This window comes from Streptomyces sp. RKAG293, assembly GCF_023701745.1.
In the GTDB taxonomy this organism is placed as follows: domain Bacteria; phylum Actinomycetota; class Actinomycetes; order Streptomycetales; family Streptomycetaceae; genus Actinacidiphila.
On record NZ_JAJOZB010000001.1, the window covers coordinates 4,796,401 to 4,817,943 of the forward strand.

The window sequence follows — 21,543 nt, forward strand, 5'->3', positions numbered from 1 at the left end:
CGGCGGGAACCGCGACACCCCGGGAGTACGGATATGCCCGAACAGGACCGGCCGCCCGACCGCGGCGAGCTCCCGGGCACCGGCACGCCCCGCACCGGTCTGGCCGAACGCCTCGCCCTGAACCACATGGGCAGCTTCGACTGGGACCTCAGGCTCGGCACCCTGGAGCTGGACCCGGCCGCCCTGGAGGTCTTCGACCTGCGGCCGGAGGAGTTCAACGGCCGGCCCAACTCCCTGTACAGCCGGGTGACGCCCGAGGACGGCGCCCGGCTCGACGCCGTACTCAACCGGGCCCTGCACGAACGGGCGTCGTCGTACGGCATGTACTTCCAGGCGTTCCTCCGGGACGGCACACCGCGCTGGACGCACACCCAGGGCCGCATCCTGCGCGACGAGGACGGCAAGGCCGTGCGCGTCATCGGCATCGTCCGGGACGCCACCGCGGAACTCACCCACTCCACCTTGCTGCGGACCCTGGAGGAGGACCGCAAACGCCAGACCTCCATGGTGGAACGGACCACCCAGGCCCTGTCACGCGCCGTCACCGTCGACGACGTCACCGCCGCGCTGACCGGCACCGGCGGGCTGGAGCGGTTCGGGGCCGACGGCCTCGCGCTGGGGCTGGTCGACGGCAGCATGCTCAAGATCATCGCGCTGACCGGCCGGTCCATGGAGGTCCTGTCGGACCTGCGGCTCACCCGGATCGACGACGACCTCCCGCTGTCCGAAGCGATCCGGAAACAGCGCTCCCGGTTCGTCGGCTCGCTGGCGGAACTCGCCGACCGCTTCCCCCGGCTGCGGCCCTACATGGCGGAGTTGGAGATCGAGGCGGCGGCCTACCTCCCGCTGGTGGCCCAGGCCCGCTCCATCGGCGGCCTCTGCCTCTTCTACCGGGACCGCACCCACTTCACCGCCGAGGACCGCAACCTCTGCCTCGCCCTCGCGGGCATCGTCGCCCAGTCGCTGCAGCGCGCCATGCTCTTCGACCAGGAGCGCGAGTTCGCCACCGGGCTGCAGGCGTCGATGCTGCCGCGGCGGATCCCCGAGGTCGCCGGCGGGGAGATCGCCGTGCGCTACCACGCGGCCTGGAGCGGCCGGGAGGTCGGCGGAGACTGGTACGACGTCATCCCGCTGCCGCAGGGCCGCATCGGCGTGGTCGTCGGCGACGTCGAGGGCCACGACACCCACGCGGCGGCCATGATGGGCCAGCTCCGCATCGTGCTGCGCGCCTACGCCGCCGAGGGACACGCCCCTTCCACGGTGCTCGCGCGCGCCTCGCAGTTCCTCGCCGAGCTCGACACCGAACGCTTCGCCACCTGCACCTACGCCCAGGTCGACCTGGCCACCGGCGACGTGCGCGTGGTGCGGGCCGGGCACCTCGGGCCGCTGATCCGGCACACCGACGGGCGGACCGGCTGGCCCAACGTCCGCGGCGGGCTGCCGCTCGGCCTGGCCACCCACTTCGAGGACCACGAGTACCCGGAGACCCGGCTGGACCTGGTGCCGGGGGAGACCCTGCTGCTCTGCACCGACGGGCTCGTCGAGCAGCCGGGCAAGGACATCGGCGAGGGCATGGACGAACTCGCCGACGCCGTACGGCACGGACCGCACGGCGCGGCCGCGCTCGCCGACCATCTCGCCGACGGCCTGTGGGCCCGGCCGGGCGCCGAGGACGACATGGCGCTGCTCCTGCTGCGCCGGGCGCCCGACCTGGGCACCGCCAAGGCCCCGCGCATCCACCAGTACGTCCACCAGGCCGACCCGGAGGGGCTGGCCGAGGCCCGCGCGGTGCTGCGCCAGGCGCTGTCGGACTGGGGCGCGGGCGAACTGGCCGACGATGTCGAGCTGGTGGCCGGCGAACTCCTCACCAACGTCCTGCTGCACACCGAGGGCGGTGCCGTGATGACGCTGGAGATCGTCCCCTCGGTACGGATCCGGGGGCCCCACCGGGTGCGGCTGGCCGTCCAGGACCGCTCCAGCGTCTGGCCCCGCCGCAGGACCCCGGGCGAGGCCGCGACCTCGGGCCGCGGTCTGCTGCTGATCGACTCCCTCGCCACCCGCTGGGGTGTGGAGCCGCGCGGGGAGGGCAAGTCGGTGTGGGCCGAGTTCCGGTGGCTCGGGGCGGACGACCGGCCGGAGACGGGCCCCCCGGCTCCCTGACCCCCGGCGCGGCCGTTCCCGGCTTCCGGCGTCAGAAGGGTTCGCGCACGCCGGGCGGCAGGCCCGGCAGCCCCGACGGGCCCGCGCGCTCCTGGAGGTGCAGGGCGCGGAGCACGATCTCCGTCGCGAACCGGGCGTCGGGATCGGAGAGTTGGTCACCGAAGGCGCGGTCGAGGATCCGCATGCGGTAGCGCACGGTCTGCGGGTGCACTTCGAGGAGTTCGGCCATCTGGGCGGCGGTGCCGCGGGTGGTGAGCCACGTGCGCAGGGTGTCGACGAGCCGGGTGCGCTGGGTGGGGGTGAGGCCGACGAGCGGGCCGAGGTGCTTCTTGCTGAGCTGGTTGATCAGGGCCGGGTCCCCGAGGAGCCATAACGGCAGTAGGTGGTCCTCGCACAGCACCACCGGACGGTCGTCGATGATCCCGGCGTCGGCCAGCGCGAGGGTCTGCCGCGCCCAGCGCAGCGAGTCCGCCGCGTCCCCCAGCGGGGTGGTCAGGCCGACCGCCGCCCGGCTGCCGGTCAGTGCGGTGTCGAGGGCCGCGCGCCGGACGTCGTCGAGCGGTCCGGGGACCAGCAGATGGGGTTCGGGTCCCGACAGGTCGACGAGGATGTCGCGGTCCAGGGCCGCCCGGGTCAGCTTGGACTCGGGGCCCAGGGCGACGAGCGTCACCTCGTCCGGCAGTGGCCAGGCGGCGTGTTCGGCGAGTTCGGCGATCGCGGCGAGCGATACGGAGGGGGTGGCCAGAATCAGCCGCAGCACCCGGCGGCGGCGGTTGTCCGGTTTCTCGCCCAGCTCGGCCATGGCTTCCAGATAGCCCTCGCGGGAGAGCGACGCGAGCTCGCCGACATAGGCGAACAGCGAGTCGGCGAAGGTCATCATGACGGAGGGCGGGAGCTTGTAGCGCTCGGAGACCTTCATCGCCCGGCGCAGCCCGACCCGGGCGCCGATCCGGTACGCGGCCTGCAGGCTGTCCAGGCTGCGGCCCTCGTACGCCTCGAAGCGGCCGAACCTGCGGCACATGTCGTCGCGGAGCGTGGAGGTCGTGGTGGGCGCGGCGATCTGGTCGACGAAGGTGGCGATGTTCTGCTCGATGCCGATGCGTATCGCGTGCCCATAGGGCCCGTCCAGAATGTGGGAGTACTCCGGTAACGCCCCGATGATCTCGGCGGACATCTCCTGGAAGAGGCTGGGCAGTTCGGGCCACATGATCGCCGCGAGCTCCTGCGGGATCGGTCGCAGCGGCTCGGCCGGTCCCGCGGCCCGTCTCGCTCCGGACACGCTCGTCCCCCCTCAACTAGGCGGCGCAGGGTGGGGCATCGGACATGCCGGGAGTGACGTACGACACGTCGTAGCTCGTCGAAACATAGACCAACGGCGGCCGGAGCGCAGCACCCAGTGGCCGTAAACGTGCACGGGCCATGTGACCGGCGGCCGGTCACCGGTGGGCGTGCGTGCTCACTTCCGGACAGTTCGCAGCCGGAATTTATTGCTCCAGAGATAAGAAAATACTCGGGAGTAAGGTCGTTCTCCCAATCTCTGACTGGAGTATTGCGCCACCCGGTTACCGATGCGTAACGTGCCCATTCGCAAGGGCAGCCGAATTCATTCGGTGCCGCGTTCCAGGTATTGAGCCGCAGTCGAAATCCCCGCCTGAACAGCGGGGATCACGGTTAATCAGGTACGCCAACTCCTTGAAAGGATCAGCCCGTGCGCAAGCTGACCAAGAGCACCATCGTCGTCGGTGCGGCCCTCGCCGCCGCCGTCGGATTCTCCACCTCCCCCGCCTCCGCGGCCGGCACCTGGACCGTGACCGGCGGTGGCTCGTTCACAGCGGTGGCGACCAGCCCGATCCTGACGGACACCAACACCGGCACCCAGCTCAAGTGCACCAAGTCCAACGCCGCCGGCAGCGCCGCGAACGGCACCGGGCTCTCCGGTACCGCCATCGCGAGCATCTCCTCCGTCACCTGGACCAGTTGCTCGGGTCCCGCCGGCATCTCCTTCACCGTCACCGCCCAGGGCCTGCCCTGGAAGCTCAACGCGGCGACGTACTCCGCGGGCGTCACCACCGGCACCATCACCGGCGTCAAGGCCCACATCAGCGGTCTGTGCAACGCGGACTTCAACGGCCCGACGGCCGGCAGCACCGCCACCCTCACCGGCAAGTACACCAACTCCACCCACGTGCTGACGGTCAGCGGCGGGAACCTGAAGGCGTACAACGTCTCGGGCATCTGCCTCGGTCTGATCAACAACGGTGACAGCGCGGTCTACAGCGCCAACTACGTCCTGAGCCCCGCCACCCTGCAGATCACCTCTCCGTGAGCCGACCCGCTGTGCGGACCCCGGCCCGGAGCCACGGGCCGGGGTCCCGCGCCGCGGAGCGGACGGCCACCGGCGCCCGGCTGCCCACCGGTACTCAATGGAATACAAAACTCCGCTACGTATTTATCATCCAGTGATAAGAAATCCGACGGCCTGGAGATCGCGGAACATTCCTGTGTTCGATCACTTGTCCTCGTTATTACCCGCACGTAGTGTCCTGCGTCCCGACCGAGTTCGCGATTTCCCGCAGGTATGCGCCGAGCCAGTCCGAGGAGTGCCGCAATGAGGGGTGCAGGTGTTCCACGCCGTACGGTGCGGCTGGCGGGCCTCGCGGCGGCGGCGCTCGTGGCGGGGCTGTTGTCCGGGTCCGGCTCCGCGGCGGCCGGCCGGGACGGGCCGCTGACGATGGCGTACCAGTGCGCCTTCCCCGGCGGCGGTCAGCCGGTGCACGCCGTCCTGACCCAGCTCTTCCCGGACACCGGAGCGGTCGACAAGCCGATCCAGCCCGGTGATCTGACCATGGCGCTGACGGTGCCGCGCGCCGCCGTCGACGGTCTCGTGCCGGACGCCACCGGAATGCTGGCCGGTACCGGAACCCTCACCGCCCGTGTCACCCAGGGCACTTCGGCCGCCGACGCCCCCTGGCCCGGACTGCGGGCCCCCGCCGTTCCGGTGACCGGCAAGGACGATCTCGTGCTGACGTTCAAGGGCGAGGTGCCGCCGGTGACCGTCACCGCGGCGGGCGAGGTGAGCTTCGGCGCGGGTGCGCTGGCCCTGGAGCTCACACCGGGCAAGGCCGCCGCGACGGACGCGACGCCGTCGCCCGTACCGGCCACCGCCGCCCCCGTGAAGGTGGCCTGCACTCCGGAGGCCGGGCAGAACGCGCTGCTGGGCGCGGTGCCGGTGCCCGTGCCGGACCCCACCCCGTCGGGCTCGCCCCCGTCGTCACCCTCGTCATCGGGACCGGCCGCACCGTCCTCCTCCGCGACGCCCTCCGCCCCCGGTATGTCACCGGGTACGCCGGCGGGTACGTCACCGGTTGCGTCGGCCGAGCCGGGCGCGCCGCACAACAGCACCATCAAGGTCGAACCGCCGGTGCATTCCGGCACGTACGACTGCGACGTCCTGCCCAAGGGGAAGCTGGACTTCGATCACATTCCGCTGAAGGACGAGCAGGATGCCGGCGCGACGGTCACCGAGACCACCTTCGATCTCGGCTCGTGCGCCTACGCGACCGGATACTCCAACGTCCACAAGCTCAGCGGCGCCGCCGTCATCAATGACGCGCACAGCGCCAGGGGCCCCTCCCTGACCTACATCAACATGAACGTGCGGATGGCGGTCCAGCCCAATCCCCCGCAGTACTACGAGTTCGACTCGCTCGGTTCGATGACGCTGCCGGTCGCCGATTCCACGTTCCTGACCTACGGATTCGTGCCGACGACGGCGAAGATGGCGCTCACGCCCGATCCGGTGAAACCGCTGCTGACCATCGTCACCACGGGTACCAACTTCGTCGAGCAGAACGTCATCACCACGATCTACGGATATCAGTGGCTCCGGCTCTACGACGTCAGGATCAACGGCACCCCGCTCGACGTCGGACCGAACTGCCGTACCAGGGCGCCGATCCAGCTGGCGCTCGTGGGGCTGCAGGACGCGCACATGCCCGGCGGCGGTGACGGCAAGCCGGACTACACGATTCTCGACGGCGGCCCGCTGCACCAGGAGAACCTGACGATCCCCGCCTTCACCGGCTGCGGGACCCACGGCGAGAACCTCGACGCGCTCTTCACCGCGGCGGTGTCAGGCCCGGGGAACTCGCTCAACCTCAACCAGGGCACGCTCTGCGCGCCCTGGGCCGGACTCGGCTGCGACGCCTCGACCGGTACCGAGATCCAGATCCCGCCGCTGCCGCACCGCTGACCAGTCCGCCACCGGCGCCGCGGACGGCGCCGGCCAACCATCCCGGGAGGTGTAATGGGAATCGAAGTGGTCGTCGAAGGCCTCACCAAGTCGTTCGGCAGTCAGACCGTCTGGCAGGACGTGACGCTCACTCTGCCGCCCGGTGAGGTCAGCGTGATGCTGGGCCCCTCGGGTACCGGAAAGACCGTGTTCCTGAAGTCGGTGATCGGGCTGCTCAAGCCCGAGCGCGGGCGGGTCATGGTCAACGGCGTCGACATGGTGAACAGCCCGGAACGCGACGTGTACGAGGCGCGCAAGCTCTTCGGCCTGATGTTCCAGGACGGCGCGCTGTTCGGGTCCATGTCGCTCTTCGACAACATCGCCTTTCCGCTCCGCGAGCACACGAAGAAGAAGGAATCCGAGATCCGCCGCGTCGTGATGGAGCGGATGGACATGGTCGGACTCCTGGGCGCCGAGGGGAAGTTGCCCGGCGAGATATCCGGCGGCATGCGCAAGCGCGCCGGACTGGCCCGCGCGCTGGTGCTCGATCCGCAGATCATTCTCTGCGACGAGCCGGACTCCGGCCTCGACCCGGTCCGCACCGCGTACATCTCGCAGCTGCTGATCGACCTGAACGCGCAGCTCGACGCGACGATGCTGATCGTCACGCACAACATCGACATCGCCTCGACCGTGCCGGACAACATGGGCATGCTCTTCCGCCGCCGGCTCGTGGCCTTCGGCCCCCGCGAGGTGCTGCTGACCAGCCAGGAACCCGTGGTGGCGCAGTTCCTCGGCGGGCACCGGGCCGGTCCGATCGGGATGTCGGAGGAGAAGGACGAGGCCACGATGGCCCTGGAGGAGCGGCACGGCGTCACCGGGAGCAGTTCGGTGCCCCGCACCATCGAACCGCAGCTGGAGCCGACTCCCGGGCTGCCGGTCCGGCAGGCGGTGCTGCGCCGCAGGGAGCGGGTGCTCGGCCTGCTGGACACGCTGCCGCCGGCCGCGCGGCACGCGGTCGAGTCCAGCTTCGACCGCACCGGGCACGTCGCCGCCGGGCAGCGGGCCGCCCCCGCCGGCCGCGCGGGCGGAGGACCGTCATGACGGCTCCCGCACTGGATCCGCCACGGGACCCCGCACCCGCGCCGCGGCCGGCGGCGCCTCCCGTGCGGCGGCCGGTCCCGGGGCTGGGCGCGCTGCGCGAGACCGGCCGGCTCTTCTCGCTCGCCGTGACGACGGTCGGCGCGATGTTCCGCAGACCGTTCCAGGTCCGGGAGCTGATCGAGCAGTTCTGGTTCATCGCGAGCGTGACGATCCTGCCCGCCGCCCTCGTGTCGATCCCGTTCGGCGCGGTGATCGCGCTCCAGGTCGGGTCGCTGACCCAGCAGCTCGGCGCCCAGTCGTTCACCGGCGGCGCCAGCGTGCTGGCCATCATCCAGCAGGCGAGCCCGCTGATCGTCGCCCTGCTGATCGCGGGCGCCGGCGGTTCCGCGATCTGCGCGGACCTCGGGTCGCGCAAGATCCGCGAGGAGCTCGACGCGATGGAGGTCATGGGCGTCTCGCCGGTGCAGCGCCTCGTCGTCCCCCGGGTGCTGGCCGCGATGTTCGTGGCGGTGCTGCTCAACGGACTGGTCTCGGTCGTCGGAACGCTCGGCGGCTACTTCTTCAACGTGATCATGCAGCACGGCACGCCGGGCGCGTATCTCGCCAGCTTCTCGGCCCTCGCCCAGCTCCCCGACCTCTACATCAGCGAGCTGAAGGCGCTGATCTTCGGCTTCATCGCGGGCATCGTCGCCGCCTACCGGGGCCTCAATCCGCGCGGCGGGCCGAAGGGCGTCGGCGACGCGGTGAACCAGTCGGTGGTCATCACCTTCCTGCTGCTGTTCTTCGTGAACATGGTGCTCACGGGGATCTATCTGCAGATCGTCCCCGCGAAGGGATCCTGACCGATGGCCCTTCTCGACAAGGACGCGCCGCAGGACGCCCCCGTCCCGCCGGACCGGAACGCACCGGCCGAGTACCGCCACGGCGCCCGGTCCGACCGCTGGTTCGGCTGGCTGGACCGGCTCGGCGACCATCTGATCTTCCACATCACCGCGCTGCTGTGGATCCCCAAGACCCTGCGCCGCTACCTCAAGGAGATCCAGCGGCTGCTGGCCGAGGTGGCGTTCGGCAGCGGCGGGCTCGGGGTCATCGGCGGCACCGTCGGCGTGATGATCGCGATGACGCTCTTCACCGGCACCGTCGTCGGCCTGCAAGGTCACGCGGCGCTCAACCAGGTCGGCGCCGCCGCGTTCACCGGCTTCGTCTCGGCGTACTTCAACACCCGGGAGATCGCACCCCTGGTGGCGGGCCTCGCGCTCTCGGCCACCGTGGGCGCCGGCTTCACCGCGCAGCTCGGCGCGATGCGCATCAACGAGGAGGTCGACGCCCTGGAGGGGATGGGCATCCGCAGCATGCCGTACCTGGTGACGACCCGGATCATCGCGGGCGTCGTCGCGATCATCCCGCTCTACGGCATCGGCCTGGTCAGCTCGTACGTCGCCTCACGGCTGGTCACGGTCTTCGTGAGCGGCCAGTCGGCGGGCACCTACGACCACTACTTCCACACGTTCCTGTCGCCCGACGACGTCCTGCTGTCGTTCCTCAAGGTGATCGTCTTCAGCGTGACGGTGATCCTCGCGCACTGCTACTACGGCTTCCACGCCGAGGGCGGACCGGCCGGCGTCGGGGTGGCGGTCGGCCGGTCGGTACGGAACGCGATCGTGGTGATCAGCGTGACCGACTTCTTCCTGAGCCTGGCCATCTGGGGCACCACGACGACGGTGCGGGTGGCCGGATGACCGCCCTCACCGTGCGGCGGCGCTTCGCCGGAGTGGTGTTCCTGCTGGTCCCGGCGCTGCTCATCTGGCTGTCGGTCGCGATCTACGACAAGGAGTTCTCCGACGACGCGACGGTGACCGTCAGGACCGGCAGCGTCGGCAACGCGATGCACCTGTACGCGGACGTGAAGCTGCGCGGGGTGGTCGTCGGCCAGGTGCGCGGCATCACCGCCGACGGCGACGGCGCCCGCGTCACGCTGGCCATCCAGCGCGACAAGCTGAACGGCATCCCGGCCGACGTCACCGTGCAGATGCTGCCGACGACGCTGTTCGGGGAGCGGTTCGTGGCCCTCGTGCCGCCGGCGCGGAGCACCTCGGGGCCGAAGCTGCTGGCCGGCAGCACCATCGCGCAGGACCGCTCCAGCAACGCCATCGAGCTGGAGCAGGTGCTCGACAACGTCCTGCCCCTGCTGACGGCGGTGCAGCCGGAGAAGCTCTCCGCCACCCTCAGCGCCGTCTCGCAGGCGCTGCAGGGCCGCGGTACGAAGCTGGGCGACAGCTTCGTCACCCTCGACGCCTATCTGGCGAAACTCAACCCGAACCTGCCGGCCCTCAACCGGGACATCCAGGAGCTGGTGAAGGTCAGCCGCGTCTACGGCGACGCCGCCCCCGACATCCTTCAGGCGCTCACCGACTTCACGACGACCAGCGGCACCATCGCCGAGCAGCGCGCCAACCTCAGCACCCTGTACGGGTCGACGACCAGTACCTCCCAGGACCTGACCGCGTTCCTGCGGCAGAACCAGGACACCATCATCCGGCTGTCGGCGGACAGCAGGGGAACGCTCCAGCTGCTCGGCGAGTACGCGCCCTCGTTCCCCTGCACCCTGCGCACGCTGGCGAACTTCGTGCCGGCGATGGACAAGGCGCTCGGCAAGGGGACCAATGAGCCAGGACTGCACGTCACCGTGCGGACCGTTCCCTCCCGGGGCAAGTACCTGCCCGGCAAGGACAAGCCGTCGTACACGGCGAGCACCGGGCCCAACTGCTACCCGGTGCCGTACCTCGGCCGGCCGATCCGGACGGACGACACGGTGTCGCCGGGCCTCACGCCCCCGGCAGCCACGACGCCCCCGGCAGCCACGACGGGCGTCACCGTGACCGGTGCCGGAAGCGGGAACGGCGGCCTGGGGCTGCCCAACTCGCCGCAGGAGAACGAACTCGTCAACGAACTGCTGGCACCGGCGCTGAACGCCTCGCCGGACTCCCTTCCCGACTGGAGCAGCCTGCTGGCCGGTCCGGTCTTCCGCGGTGCGGAGGTGAGGCTCCAGTGAGGCGCCGGAGCATCGCGGGACCGCTCATCAAGTCGATCGTCTTCATCGTCGTGACGGCCCTGGCCACCACGGTGCTCGCCTTCAGCATCGCCAACACCGGGATCGCGGACACCGTCGGCTACAAGGCGCGGTTCACCGACACCACCGGGCTGATCACCGGCGACAGCGTGCGGATCGCCGGGGTGAAGGTCGGCCAGGTCGAGGACATCCGGGTGGTGGACCGGCGGCTCGCCCAGGTGACGTTCTCGGTCGAGAAGGGCCGGGCACTGCCCGCCTCGGTGACCGCGTCGATCAAGTACCTCAACATGGTCGGCCAGCGCTACATCGACCTGCAGCAGGGCACGGGGCCGATGGACCGGGCCTTCACGCCCGGCTCCACCATCCCGCTGGACCGCACCTCGCCCGCCCTCGACCTCACCCAGCTGTTCAACGGGTTCCAGCCGCTCTTCGAAGGGCTGTCGCCCAAGGACGTCAACCAGCTCGCCGGGGAGATCATCCAGGTGCTCCAGGGCGAGGGCGGCACCGTCAACAGCCTGATCAGGAACGTGGGTTCGCTGACCACCACGCTCGCCGCCAAGGACAAGGTCATCGGCGAGGTGATCGACAACCTCAACACCGTCCTGACCAGTGTCAACACCCGTGAACAGGGCTTCAACGAGCTGGTCGGCACCCTGCAGACCCTCGTCACCGGCTTCGCGGGCGACCGGCAGCCGATCGGGGACGCGATCACCGCGATCTCGCAGCTCACCACCAGCACGGCGGGACTGCTGGACGACGGCCGGGCGCCGTTGAAGGAGGACATCCGCCAGCTCGGCAGGCTGTCGTCCAACCTGGCCGCGAGCACCCCGCAGATCGAGAACTTCCTGCAGAAGACGCCCGTCAAGATGCGGACGATCACCCGCCTCGCGTCGTACGGGTCCTGGCTCAACCTCTACCTCTGCGAGGCCAAGGTGTCGGGCGTGACCACTTCGGACGGCAGCAAGGCGCCGACCGGTATCGCGATCACCGAAGCGCGGTGCAGGTCATGAGCGGGCGGGTGGCGCGGCTGCGCCGGCGGGCGGCGGGGCGGCGCCCGAAGCCGATGGCGGAACGCAACCCCGTCACCGTCGGCATCGTCGGGCTGCTCGTTCTCGTCCTGCTGGGCGTGGTCGTCTACAACGCCGACGCGCTGCCGTTCATCGGCGGCGGCACCACGTACACGGCGGACTTCACCGAGGCGGCGGGGCTCGACCCCGGCAACGAGGTGCGGGTCGCCGGGGTGAAGGTCGGCAAGGTCACCGGCGTGGGGCTCGACGGCGGCAAGGTGAAGGTGACCTTCAAGGTCAAGGACACCTGGATCGGCGACGCCAGCCGGGCCGCGATCGGCATCAAGACGCTGCTCGGCGAGAAGTACCTGGCCCTGGACCCGCTCGGCTCCGCCGCGCAGAACCCCGGGCGGCGCATCCCAGCCACCCGCACCACCTCCCCGTACGACGTGACGCAGGCGTTCAACGGACTCGGGCAGACCTTCGGGGAGATCGACACCGCGCAGCTCGCCGAGAGCTTCGACACCATCTCCGCCACGTTCAAGGACACCGCGCCCCAGGTGCGCACCGCCGTCACCGGGCTCTCCGCGCTGTCGAAGACGGTCTCCGACCGCGACACCCAGCTGGCCGAGCTGCTGGCGGGCAGCAAGCAGATCACCGGGACGCTGGCCGGCCAGCAGAGCAGGTTCGAGAAGCTGATCACGGACGGGAACCTGCTGCTGGGCGAGTTGCAGAAGCGGCGGGACGCCATCCACGGGCTGCTCACCGGCACCCAGGACCTCGGCACCCAGCTGACCGGCCTCGTCGAGGACAACAACAAGCAGCTGGAGCCCACCCTCAGCGCGCTGGGCCGGGTCACCACCGTCCTGCTGAAGAACCAGAAGAGCCTCGACGCCGCCCTCGCCGCGATCGGGCCCTACTACCGGCTGGTCGGCAACACGGTCGGCAACGGCCGCTGGTTCGACAGCTACCTCTGCGGGCTCGTCCCGCGCACCTACCTGCCCGCCGGCACGCCTCCCACCACCGGATGCATGCCACCCAAGTCCCAGGGCGGTCGCTGATGACGGCACACCTGTCCAGACGGCGCGGCATCGCGCTCGGCACCGTCCTGCTGCTCGTCCTGGTCGCGGTCGCCGGCGGCGTGTACGTCTTCGGCGGCAGCGGCGGCAAGCGCATCACCGCCTACTTCGACCAGGCCGTCGGCGTGTACCCCGGCTCCGATCTGCGGGTGCTGGGCGTGAAGGTCGGCAGCATCGACTCGGTGACACCCGAAGGCCGCCAGGTGCGGGTGAACCTCACGCTGGACAAGGGGGTGAAGGTGCCGGCCGACGCGGGTGCCGTCGTCGTGGCGCCCAGCATCGTCTCCGACCGCTACATCCAGCTGAGCCCCGCGTACACCGGCGGCGCGCAGATCGGCGACCGGGCGACGATCCCGTCGAGCCGCACCGCCAGCCCGGTGGAGGTCGACCAGCTCTACCAGAGCATCACCAGGATCAGTGACGCGCTCGGCCCCAAGGGAGCCAACTCCACGGGTTCGCTGTCCGCGCTGCTCGACACCGGCGCCGCGAACCTCGGCGGCAACGGCAAGCTGCTCGGCGACACCATCGAGCAGCTCGGCAAGGTCACCAAGACGCTCTCGCTGAACAGCGGCAACTTCTTCGACACGATCAGCTATCTGCAGTCCTTCACGACGATGCTGAAGAACAACGACGGCAACGTCCGCCGGGCCGCGCAGCAGCTCTCCGAGGTCACCGGCTTCCTCGCCGAGGACAAGGAGAACCTGGCCGGCGCCCTGAAGCAGCTCGCCACCGCTCTGGGCGAGGTGAAGGGCTTCATCCACGACAACAGGACCCGGCTCAAGTCGGTCGTCGACCAGCTCGCGCCGCTCACCCAGTCCCTCGTCGACCAGCGGGCCTCCATCGCGGAGGCGCTCGACACGGCGCCGCTCGCGGCCGACAACGTCCTCAACGCCTATGACCCGGAGCACCGGACGATCGACGGCCGGGCCGACATCAACGAGCTGAGTTTCCCGTTGCCGACCGTCGGCACCGTCTACGGCACGCGGGGAGCGACCCGGTGAGACAGACGAACCGGGCCGCCGCCGCGCTGGCCCTCACGCTCGTGCTGGCCGGCTGCTCGGCGCCGGGGCTCGGCGGGATCGACAGCCTGCCGCTGCCGGGCGGCGCCGACCTGGGCAGCCATCCGTACACCGTCACCGCCGAGTTCGCCGACGTCCTGAGCCTCGTCCCGCAGTCGGCGGTCAAGGTCAACGACGTGGCCGTCGGCCGGGTCACCGCCATCGACCTCGCGCCGAACGGCTGGACGGCGAAGGTCACGATGCGCGTCAACGGCAAGGTCGTGCTGCCGGCCAACGCGTACGCCCAACTCGAACAGTCCAGCCTGCTCGGCGAGAAGTTCATCCAGCTCGCCGCCCCGGACCGGGCGGCCAGCGGGGAGACCGGCACCGGCCGGCTCGGCGACGGCGCCCGCATCCCGCTCGACCGCACCAACCGCAACCCGGAGGTCGAGGAGGTGTTCGGCGCGCTGTCGATGCTGCTGAACGGCGGCGGCGTCAACCAGCTGAAGACGATCACCGTGGAGCTCAACAAGGCCCTGCAGGGCAACGAACCGCAGGTGCGCTCCATGCTGACCCGCGTCAACGCCCTCGTCACCGACCTGGACGGCCACAAGCAGGACATCACCGCGGCGCTCGACGGCGTCAACCACCTCTCCGCGACCCTCGCCACCCGCGACCGGCAGATCGGCACGGTGCTCACCGGTCTCAGCCCCGGCCTGAAGGTGCTGGAGGAGCAGCGCGGTTCGCTCGTGACGATGCTCCGCTCGCTGGACACCCTGTCCGATGTCGCGGTCACCACCGTGAACAGGAGCAAGGACGACATGGTCGCCGATCTCAAGGCGCTCGCGCCCACCCTGCAGCGGCTCGCCGACTCGGGGAAGGCGCTGCCGGACTCGCTCCAGGTGCTGCTGACGTACCCGTTCACGGACGAGGTGCTCAGCGGCGTCAAGGGCGACTACCTCAACGTCTACCTGGACATGACGGCCGCGCCGGGCACGCGGATCGTCCCCGAGCTCGACTTCGCCGACAACGTCTACCCGCCGCCGACCAGCGACCCGGGCGAGGACGTGGGAGGCACGGACGCGGGGACCGATGCCGGGACGGACGCGGGAACGGACGCGGGCACCGACGCAGGTACGGATGCCGGTACGGATGCGGGCACCGACGCCGGTACCGATACCGGCGGTACGGATGCCGGTACCGATACCGGCGGTACGGATGCGGGTACCGATACCGGCGGTGCCGACGTCGGCGGGACGGAGGGCGTCAGGTCGTCGCTCTTCCCGCTGCCGTCCGTCGGCCCCGTCAGGACCGTGCCGTCCCCCTCGGCGGGGGGCCACTCATGATCACCCTCGGCACCCGGCTGAAGAACGTCGCCTTCCTCGTGATCGCCGTCCTCGTCCTCGGCTTCATCGGCGCCCGGTACGCCGACCTCGGCCACTACTTCGGCATGCGCGGCTACTACGTGGTCAAGGTCCGACTCCCGGAGACCGGCGGCCTGTTCACCCACTCCAACGTCACCTACCGCGGAGTCTCCGTCGGCCGGGTCGGACCGATCACGCTCACCGACGACGGCGTGGAGGCCGAGCTGCGGATCAACGACTCGGCGCCGCCCATCCCCTCCCGGCTGCAGGCCGTGGTCGCCAATCTGTCCGCGGTCGGCGAGCAGTACATCGACCTCCGCCCGACGGCGGACGGCGGGCCGTACCTGGCGGACGGCTCGCGCGTCCCGGTCTCCGACACCCGTACGCCCGCCCCGGTGACGAACCTGCTCACCAGCGTCGACACCCTGGCCTCCTCCGTGCCGCTGGCGTCGCTGAAGACCGTGGTCGACGAGTTCGGCAAGGCGTTCCAGGGCCAGGGGGACAACCTGCAGTCCCTCGTCGACAACAGCACCGACTTCATCCAGGCGGCGAACCGGGCCGAGCCCACCACCACCAGACTCCTGATCGACGGGGCGACCGTGCTGGGCACCCAGGCGCAGGAGGGCGACGCGATCCGGTCGTTCGCCACCAGCGCCAAGGACCTCGCCGCCCAGCTGAGCGGCTCCGACGCCGATCTGCGGCGGCTGATCACGGCCGCGCCGCAGGCCGCGACCCAGATCAGCGCGCTGCTGCGGGACCTCAACCCCAGTCTCAGCGTGGTGCTCGCGAACCTGCTGACCACGTCGGACGTGGCCGTCACCCGCCAGCACGGCATCGAGGAGCTCCTGGTCCGGCTCCCGGCGGTCGCCGCGGCCGGTGCCACGGCCATCAACGGCAAGGGCGCCAACCTCGGGATGTCGGTGACGTTCTTCTCGCCGCTGCCCTGCACCGCCGGATACGGGGGAACCCCGTACCGCAACGGGCTCGACCTCAGTGCCGCGCCGGCCCTCAACACCGGGGCGCGCTGCACCGCTTCGCCGGGCAGCGGCACCAACGTCCGCGGGTCCGCCAACGCCCCGAAGGGCGGCGTACCGGCCGCGACCCGGCCCGGTGCGCTGCTGCTCGGCACCGACGCGGGCGGCACCCTTCCCGCGGCCCTCGGCCTGCCGTCGCTGCCGGCCGCCGGCCCCTCCGGCATGAGCGGACTGCTCGGACTGGAGCCGCGCCCGTGACCGGCCGGCGGATCTCCCTTCCCACTCCGCCGACCGTTCCGGCGGCGGTCAGAGGAGCCGTCGCCTGGGCGGTGGCGGCGGCGATCGTGGTGTTCTGCGCCTTCGCGGGCTGGTCGTACCGGCAGGCGCGGACGGACGAGTCGCTCGCCTACGCCAAGGCCCGCGACGCCGTTCTCGCCGACGGGCGGCAGAACATCGTCCGCCTCAACAGCATCGACGGCACCGATGCCCAGCACGTCCAGGCCGGTCTGCGGCAATGGCTCGACGCCACCACCGGACCCCTGCACGACGAGATGGCCCGCACCAACGCCAAGAGCGGCAGCGCGCTGCAACAGGCCGGCACCAGCGCCCGCTGCACCGTCACCGACGCCGCCGTCACCGAACTCGACACCCGCTCGGGCACGGCCAGGCTCATCGCGACGGTGCAGGTGGCGGTGGTCCCGCGCGATGGCGCGCCCACCACCGACCGCAAGCGCTTCGAGGCCGGGCTCGCCCGGACCTCCGGGGGCTGGCGGCTCACGGCGATCAACGCGGTACCCGTCGGCGCGGGCTGATCCGGAGAGAGGGCGGCGAACGTGAGCACCACGGAAGACACCAGGACCGAGCCCGCCGACGAGGCGGCGGAGACGGTCGGGACGGTGGACGCGGCCGAGGAGACCGGGGACGCGCCCGCACCGGGCCGGCGGCGGCGCGTCACCAGGGCGGCCGCGATCGTCGCCGGCCTGCTCGCCGTACTGCTGCTGACGGGCGTCGGACTGCTGATCCGCACCTCCCGGCTGACGGACCCGGGAGCCACGTCCAACACGGCGCTCACCGACACCGGAGCCACCAGCCGGGTCATCGGCGATGTCAGCAACACCCTCGGCAAGGTCTTCTCCTACACGCCCGAGGACACCCAGGCCACCGAGCTGGCGGCGAGGGAACTGCTCGCCGGAACGGCGGCCGGACAGTACGAGGCGCTGTTCGGGCAGGTCAAGCAGCAGGTGGCCGCTCAGAAGCTGACGCTCACCACCCATGTGGTGCGGGCCGGGGTCAGCCGGCTCGACGGCGACCGCGCACAGCTCCTCGTCTTCCTGGACCAGACGGCGGAGCGCAAGGGAAAGAAGGCCACCACCGCGGCGGCCCAGCTGTCGGTGACCGCCCGGTTCCACGACGGTCACTGGCAGATCACCGACATCACGTCCCGGTAGGGGAGAGGCAGATGGCAGGTACGAAGACGTGGAACCCGCTGCTGGTGGCAGCCGTCGCGCTGGCCGTCCTCGCGGTCGCCGCCGCGGGCTGGGGCGGCCGGTCCTGGTACGGGGCGGCGCACGACGACTCCGCCGCGTACGCGCAGACCCGTGACCAGGTGCTGGCCGCCGGGGAACAGGGCGTGCAGAACATGAACACCCTCGACCACAGGAACCTGACCCAGGGGCTCGACACCTGGCAGAACTCCACCACCGGAGACCTGCGCACCCAACTGGTGCAGGGCAGGGCGGCGTTCGAGAAGCAGGTGCAGCAGGCGCAGACGGTGACCACGGCGAAGGTGCTGTCCGGCTCGGTGACCGAGCTGGACGTCCGGACCGGAAAGGCGAGCGTGATGGTGGCGCTGCGCATCACGGTCACCGCGCCCAAGAGCCAGCCCTCGGCGAAGGAGAGCCGGCTGCTCGGCGAGCTGACCCGTACGCCCGACGGCTGGAAGCTCAGCGCCCTCGGCCAGGCGCCGGTCGGCGAGACCGCCCCCACTCCGCAGCCGTCCGCCGCCGGTTAGAGGACCCGAGAGGACCCGCGTACATGTCGACGACCCGCCACCTCATCAACCGGCAGCGCCGCCTGGCCGCCGCACCGCCCGCGAACCGGACGCGCCCGGGACCGCCGCCCGCGCCCGAGGAGCCGGACCAGCAGGATCGGAAACCCCGGGCGAAGCCGGAACCGAAGCCCGCGCCGAAGCCCGCGCCGAAGCCGTCGGCCAAGGAGCCCGACCGGGGTGGCGTCGGCAGCGTGCGGTACCGGGTCGTGGTGGCCCTGGCCGTGCTGACGGTGCTGCTCGGCGGCTTCGCCGGCTGGGCCGCCATGGAGGCGGCCACGCTCCACGACACCGCGGCGACCCGTAACACCGCCCTCACCGACACCGCCCGTACCAGCGAGGTCAAGGGCATGGTGACGCAGGCGGTGAACTCGGTCTTCTCCTACAACTACGCGGACCCCGCACGGACGGACCAGGCGGCGAAGAAGCTGCTGACCGGCAAGGCGGTGCAGCAGTATGCGGACATGCTCGCCCAGGTGCGCAAGCAGGCGCCGGTGCAGAAGCTCGTCCTCACGACGACGGTCACCGACAGCGGTGTGGAGCTGATCGACGGCGACCGGGCCCGGGTGCTGATCTTCGCGGACCAGCGGAACACCCGTACCGCGCCGAAGGAGGAGACGACCTACGCGGCGGCCATGTTCGCCGTGGACGCCGTCCACCAGGACGGTGTCTGGAAGATCGGCAACATCGACACCTTCAACCGCTGACCCGCTGACCCGCTGACCCGCTGACCCGCTGACGCGCCGACCCACGGGGCTGAAGGGGCCCCGGCCGCTATCGTGACGTGCGATGTCCCGTCGCGAGGTGGTGAACGAGCCCATCGACCCCGATGCCGACCTGCGCGTGCCGGCGCAGCGCGACGAGCTGCTGCGCCGCCAGGTGCCGGTACTCGCCGTGATCTCGCTGGGCGGTGCGGCCGGCGCCTGCGCCCGGTACGGCGCCGCGCTGCTCTGGCCCACGCCCGCCGGCGGTTTCCCGTGGACGACGCTGCTGGTCAACACCGTCGGCTGCGCCGTGATCGGGGTGTTCATGGTGCTGATCAGCGAGGTGTGGACCGTGCACCGGCTGGTGCGGCCGTTCTTCGGGACCGGGGTGCTGGGCGGCTTCACCACGTTCTCCACCTACGCCGTGGACATCCGCGACCTGCTGGAGCGGGGCGAGGCCAGGACCGGTCTGGCCTATCTGGCGGGGACGGCGCTCGCCGCCCTGACGGCCGTGTGGACCGCCGCGGTGCTGACCCGCCGCCTGGCGGTCAGGGGTGAGGCGCGGTGAACTGGCTGCTCGTCATCGCCGGCGCCGCCGTCGGCGCCCCGCTGCGCTATCTGACCGACCGTTTCGTCCAGACCCGGCACGAGACGGCCTTCCCCTGGGGAACGTTCACCGTCAACGTGGCCGGCTGCCTGGTGCTCGGCATCGTCACCGGCGCGGTGACCGCCGGGGCCGCCTCGTCCGCCGTGCGGCTGCTGCTGGGCACCGGCCTGTGCGGGGCGCTGACGACGTACTCGACGTTCTCCTTCGAGACGCTGCGGCTGGCCGAGAGCGGGGCCCGGTTCTTCGCCGCCGCGAACGTGGTGGTGAGCATCACCGCCGGACTGGGCGCCGTCTACACCGGTGTGGCCCTCGCCCAGACGCTCTGGACCTGATCCCGGGCGGTCCGGGCCCCGCCCCTCACAGCCAGTTGCGCCGCTTGAAGACCATGTAGAGCCCGACACAGACCACGCCCATCAGCCCGATGGCGAACGGGTAGCCGAAGGCCCACTTCAGCTCGGGCATGGACTCGAAGTTCATGCCGTACACGGTGCCGATCAGGGTCGGGGCGAAGAGGATGGCCGCCCAGGACGAGATCTTCTTGATCTCGTCGTTCTGGGCGTTGCTGGCCTCGGCGAGCTGCTTCATCTCCTCGTTCTGCGCCTGGGTGACCAGGGTGGCGTTGACGGCGAGGATGTCCGCGATCATCTGCCGGAAGCCGTCCACCCGCTCGACGACGGTGGTGGCGTGGTCGTCGACGTCCCGCAGATAGCGCCGCAGCTCCTCGTCGGTGCCGTACTTCTCGAATCCGGCGGTCAGCGCGGAGAGGATGTTCAGCAGCGGGCGGGTGGCGCGCTGGAACTCGACGACCTCGCGGGACAGCTCGTAGATGCGGCGCGAGACCTTGGGGTCGCCGCCGAAGACCTCGGTCTCGATCTCGTCGATGTCGTTCTGCAGCCCCGCGATGACCGGCGCGTACCCGTCGACGACGGAGTCGAGCACCGCGTAGAGCACCGCCTCCGGCCCCAGCCGCAGCAGCTCGGGGTCGGCCTCCAGCCGGGCGCGCACGGTCGACAGGTCGGGCGACTGGCTGTGCCGGACGGTGAGGACGAAGTCCGGGCCGACGAAGAGGTGCAGCTCGCCGAAGTCGACCTCCTCGGCGTCGTCGAGGTAGCGGGCGGCGCGCAGCACGACGAAGAGGGTGTCGCCGTAGCGCTCCAGCTTCGGCCGCTGATGGGCGACGACGGCGTCCTCGACGGCCAGCTCGTGCAGCCCGAACGCGGCCGCCGCGGCCAGCAGCTGGTCCTCCGCCGGCCGGTAGAGGCCGATCCAGGCCATGGCGTCCGGTGTGTCGGGCAGCTTCCGGTAGGCCTCGGTGAGGGTGGCCGGGGTGTCGATCCGGCGGCCGTCGCGGTAGAGCGCCGCGTCGATCACGCTGTTCTCCACGGGACCCGACTCCGTCGTCTCCTCCGCCGGGTGCCGGGGCTCCATCGAGCGCTCGGGGGCCGCGTCCGCGGCCTGGTCGCGCTGGTCTCGCTTGTGCGGGCGCAGTGCCCGGGGACGCCGGTCCGACATGGCGGGCTCTTTCCTGGCGGAGCGGATCTGTTCGGACGGGCAGCACGCTACGGCGGTCCGTCGCGGATACACGGTAGCCCGGGGTACGGGCCCCGGATCGGGGTCGTTGGCCCGTCCGAGTGGTGTTCATACGAAAAGCGGCGCGGATCCCGAGATCGCCGTGCCCCGTCCACATGATGAGGGACATACGCAGACCAACCGATCGAAAGCGAGGGGCCGTGGCCACCACAGCGAGCACCGCAACCGCCGCAACTGCCGCAACCACCAGGGTCGCGCAGTTCTGGACCGTCTTCCTCGGCGTTCTCGCCGGGATCCTCACCGCGCTGCGGCTCACCGCCCCGGCCCGTGCCGCCCGTCGCGAGGTCGCGGCGGCCGAGCGGATCGCGCCGGCCGCCCCGCTGTCGCCCCTCGCGGCCTTCGCCGGGAGCGCGCCCCGCGGCGAACGGTCCCTGCCGCCCACCATCAAGCAGCGCATCCGTGCCGAGGCCCACGGCGCCTCACCCGTCTCCCGGCAGCGCACCGCGGGCCTCGGCGACACGCACCTCACCCCCGCCGCCGACGCCCCCGCCGACACCCTGGTCCCGGCGGACGACGACCGCTTCGACCGCCTCCCCTGCGCGGCCTGACCCGGTCAGGACCACCCTCGTTCGACCGTCGCGACCGTTGCGACCATCTCGACCAGTACG

At 71.0% G+C, this 21,543-nt stretch carries 21 protein-coding genes; 19 read left to right on the forward strand and 2 right to left on the reverse strand.

Features of this window, described 5'->3' with window-relative positions:
* Positions 1 to 33: 33 nt before the first annotated feature.
* Positions 34 to 2,160, forward strand: a complete 2,127-nt coding sequence (locus LNW72_RS21300; protein ID WP_250976863.1) for a SpoIIE family protein phosphatase — start codon at positions 34 to 36, stop codon at positions 2,158 to 2,160.
* Between the two features lie 31 nt (positions 2,161 to 2,191).
* Here LNW72_RS21300 and LNW72_RS21305 read toward each other — a convergent pair whose 3' ends face one another.
* The gene (locus LNW72_RS21305; protein WP_250976864.1) at positions 2,192 to 3,439 is read right to left on the reverse strand and encodes a helix-turn-helix domain-containing protein; all 1,248 of its coding nucleotides are present in this window, start codon (positions 3,437 to 3,439) and stop codon (positions 2,192 to 2,194) included.
* Positions 3,440 to 3,868: 429 nt separating this feature from the next.
* On the opposite strand from LNW72_RS21305, the gene LNW72_RS21310 reads away from it, so the two are divergent.
* From LNW72_RS21310 to crcB (LNW72_RS21390), 17 genes are all read left to right on the forward strand, one after another.
* The gene (locus LNW72_RS21310; protein ID WP_138351269.1) at positions 3,869 to 4,486 is read left to right on the forward strand and encodes a hypothetical protein; all 618 of its coding nucleotides are present in this window, start codon (positions 3,869 to 3,871) and stop codon (positions 4,484 to 4,486) included.
* Between the two features lie 282 nt (positions 4,487 to 4,768).
* Positions 4,769 to 6,412: a DUF6801 domain-containing protein gene (locus LNW72_RS21315; protein ID WP_250976865.1), complete on the forward strand. Its 1,644-nt coding sequence runs from the start codon at positions 4,769 to 4,771 to the stop codon at positions 6,410 to 6,412.
* Between the two features lie 54 nt (positions 6,413 to 6,466).
* The gene (locus LNW72_RS21320) at positions 6,467 to 7,495 is read left to right on the forward strand and encodes an ABC transporter ATP-binding protein (RefSeq protein ID WP_250976866.1); all 1,029 of its coding nucleotides are present in this window, start codon (positions 6,467 to 6,469) and stop codon (positions 7,493 to 7,495) included.
* Positions 7,492 to 8,337 (forward strand): ABC transporter permease, encoded by an 846-nt coding sequence (locus tag LNW72_RS21325; protein ID WP_250976867.1) that lies wholly within the window; start codon positions 7,492 to 7,494, stop codon positions 8,335 to 8,337. The genes LNW72_RS21320 and LNW72_RS21325 overlap by 4 nt, the downstream gene beginning before the upstream one ends.
* 3 nt (positions 8,338 to 8,340) lie before the next feature.
* The gene (locus LNW72_RS21330) at positions 8,341 to 9,234 is read left to right on the forward strand and encodes an ABC transporter permease (RefSeq protein WP_250976868.1); all 894 of its coding nucleotides are present in this window, start codon (positions 8,341 to 8,343) and stop codon (positions 9,232 to 9,234) included.
* The gene (locus LNW72_RS21335; protein ID WP_250976869.1) at positions 9,231 to 10,547 is read left to right on the forward strand and encodes an MCE family protein; all 1,317 of its coding nucleotides are present in this window, start codon (positions 9,231 to 9,233) and stop codon (positions 10,545 to 10,547) included. Before LNW72_RS21330 ends, LNW72_RS21335 begins: the two co-directional genes overlap by 4 nt.
* The gene (locus LNW72_RS21340; RefSeq protein ID WP_250976870.1) at positions 10,544 to 11,575 is read left to right on the forward strand and encodes an MCE family protein; all 1,032 of its coding nucleotides are present in this window, start codon (positions 10,544 to 10,546) and stop codon (positions 11,573 to 11,575) included. The genes LNW72_RS21335 and LNW72_RS21340 overlap by 4 nt, the downstream gene beginning before the upstream one ends.
* Positions 11,572 to 12,633, forward strand: a complete 1,062-nt coding sequence (locus LNW72_RS21345; RefSeq protein WP_250976871.1) for an MCE family protein — start codon at positions 11,572 to 11,574, stop codon at positions 12,631 to 12,633. Before LNW72_RS21340 ends, LNW72_RS21345 begins: the two co-directional genes overlap by 4 nt.
* The gene (locus LNW72_RS21350; RefSeq protein ID WP_250976872.1) at positions 12,633 to 13,652 is read left to right on the forward strand and encodes an MCE family protein; all 1,020 of its coding nucleotides are present in this window, start codon (positions 12,633 to 12,635) and stop codon (positions 13,650 to 13,652) included. The genes LNW72_RS21345 and LNW72_RS21350 overlap by 1 nt, the downstream gene beginning before the upstream one ends.
* Before the next feature lie 26 nt (positions 13,653 to 13,678).
* Positions 13,679 to 14,995 (forward strand): MCE family protein, encoded by a 1,317-nt coding sequence (locus tag LNW72_RS21355; RefSeq protein ID WP_250980248.1) that lies wholly within the window; start codon positions 13,679 to 13,681, stop codon positions 14,993 to 14,995.
* Complete coding sequence (locus LNW72_RS21360; protein ID WP_250976873.1) at positions 14,992 to 16,245, forward strand: MlaD family protein; 1,254 nt, start codon at positions 14,992 to 14,994, stop codon at positions 16,243 to 16,245. The genes LNW72_RS21355 and LNW72_RS21360 overlap by 4 nt, the downstream gene beginning before the upstream one ends.
* Before the next feature lie 11 nt (positions 16,246 to 16,256).
* Complete coding sequence (locus LNW72_RS21365; RefSeq protein ID WP_374117418.1) at positions 16,257 to 16,799, forward strand: hypothetical protein; 543 nt, start codon at positions 16,257 to 16,259, stop codon at positions 16,797 to 16,799.
* A gap of 21 nt (positions 16,800 to 16,820) precedes the next feature.
* Positions 16,821 to 17,435 (forward strand): hypothetical protein, encoded by a 615-nt coding sequence (locus LNW72_RS21370; protein WP_250976875.1) that lies wholly within the window; start codon positions 16,821 to 16,823, stop codon positions 17,433 to 17,435.
* A gap of 41 nt (positions 17,436 to 17,476) precedes the next feature.
* Positions 17,477 to 17,998 (forward strand): nuclear transport factor 2 family protein, encoded by a 522-nt coding sequence (locus LNW72_RS21375; protein ID WP_250980249.1) that lies wholly within the window; start codon positions 17,477 to 17,479, stop codon positions 17,996 to 17,998.
* 23 nt (positions 17,999 to 18,021) lie between these two features.
* Positions 18,022 to 18,741, forward strand: coding sequence for a hypothetical protein (locus LNW72_RS21380; RefSeq protein ID WP_250976876.1), 720 nt, complete (start codon positions 18,022 to 18,024; stop codon positions 18,739 to 18,741).
* A gap of 82 nt (positions 18,742 to 18,823) precedes the next feature.
* Positions 18,824 to 19,306 (forward strand): fluoride efflux transporter CrcB, encoded by a 483-nt coding sequence (gene crcB / locus LNW72_RS21385; RefSeq protein WP_250976877.1) that lies wholly within the window; start codon positions 18,824 to 18,826, stop codon positions 19,304 to 19,306.
* Positions 19,303 to 19,677, forward strand: a complete 375-nt coding sequence (gene crcB, locus LNW72_RS21390; protein WP_250976878.1) for a fluoride efflux transporter CrcB — start codon at positions 19,303 to 19,305, stop codon at positions 19,675 to 19,677. The genes crcB (LNW72_RS21385) and crcB (LNW72_RS21390) overlap by 4 nt, the downstream gene beginning before the upstream one ends.
* Before the next feature lie 25 nt (positions 19,678 to 19,702).
* Here crcB (LNW72_RS21390) and LNW72_RS21395 read toward each other — a convergent pair whose 3' ends face one another.
* Positions 19,703 to 20,857, reverse strand: a complete 1,155-nt coding sequence (locus tag LNW72_RS21395) for a magnesium and cobalt transport protein CorA (protein ID WP_250976879.1) — start codon at positions 20,855 to 20,857, stop codon at positions 19,703 to 19,705.
* A 218-nt stretch (positions 20,858 to 21,075) separates the two neighbouring features.
* Between LNW72_RS21395 and LNW72_RS21400 the strand changes: the two genes are divergently transcribed.
* Positions 21,076 to 21,483 (forward strand): DUF6344 domain-containing protein, encoded by a 408-nt coding sequence (locus LNW72_RS21400; protein WP_250976880.1) that lies wholly within the window; start codon positions 21,076 to 21,078, stop codon positions 21,481 to 21,483.
* The last annotated feature ends 60 nt before the right edge of the window (positions 21,484 to 21,543 follow it).

Bases quoted from the DNA above. Each gene is read 5' to 3' on its own strand.
- LNW72_RS21300 (WP_250976863.1), top strand. From the start codon at position 34: ATGCCCGAACAGGACCGGCCGCCCGACCGCGGCGAGCTCCCGGGCACC.
- LNW72_RS21315 (WP_250976865.1), top strand. From the start codon at position 4,769: ATGAGGGGTGCAGGTGTTCCACGCCGTACGGTGCGGCTGGCGGGCCTC.
- LNW72_RS21320 (WP_250976866.1), top strand. From the start codon at position 6,467: ATGGGAATCGAAGTGGTCGTCGAAGGCCTCACCAAGTCGTTCGGCAGT.
- LNW72_RS21325 (WP_250976867.1), top strand. From the start codon at position 7,492: ATGACGGCTCCCGCACTGGATCCGCCACGGGACCCCGCACCCGCGCCG.
- LNW72_RS21330 (WP_250976868.1), top strand. From the start codon at position 8,341: ATGGCCCTTCTCGACAAGGACGCGCCGCAGGACGCCCCCGTCCCGCCG.
- LNW72_RS21335 (WP_250976869.1), top strand. From the start codon at position 9,231: ATGACCGCCCTCACCGTGCGGCGGCGCTTCGCCGGAGTGGTGTTCCTG.
- LNW72_RS21345 (WP_250976871.1), top strand. From the start codon at position 11,572: ATGAGCGGGCGGGTGGCGCGGCTGCGCCGGCGGGCGGCGGGGCGGCGC.
- LNW72_RS21350 (WP_250976872.1), top strand. From the start codon at position 12,633: ATGACGGCACACCTGTCCAGACGGCGCGGCATCGCGCTCGGCACCGTC.
- LNW72_RS21360 (WP_250976873.1), top strand. From the start codon at position 14,992: ATGATCACCCTCGGCACCCGGCTGAAGAACGTCGCCTTCCTCGTGATC.
- LNW72_RS21380 (WP_250976876.1), top strand. From the start codon at position 18,022: ATGTCGACGACCCGCCACCTCATCAACCGGCAGCGCCGCCTGGCCGCC.
- crcB (WP_250976877.1), top strand. From the start codon at position 18,824: ATGTCCCGTCGCGAGGTGGTGAACGAGCCCATCGACCCCGATGCCGAC.
- LNW72_RS21395 (WP_250976879.1), bottom strand. From the start codon at position 20,857: ATGTCGGACCGGCGTCCCCGGGCACTGCGCCCGCACAAGCGAGACCAG.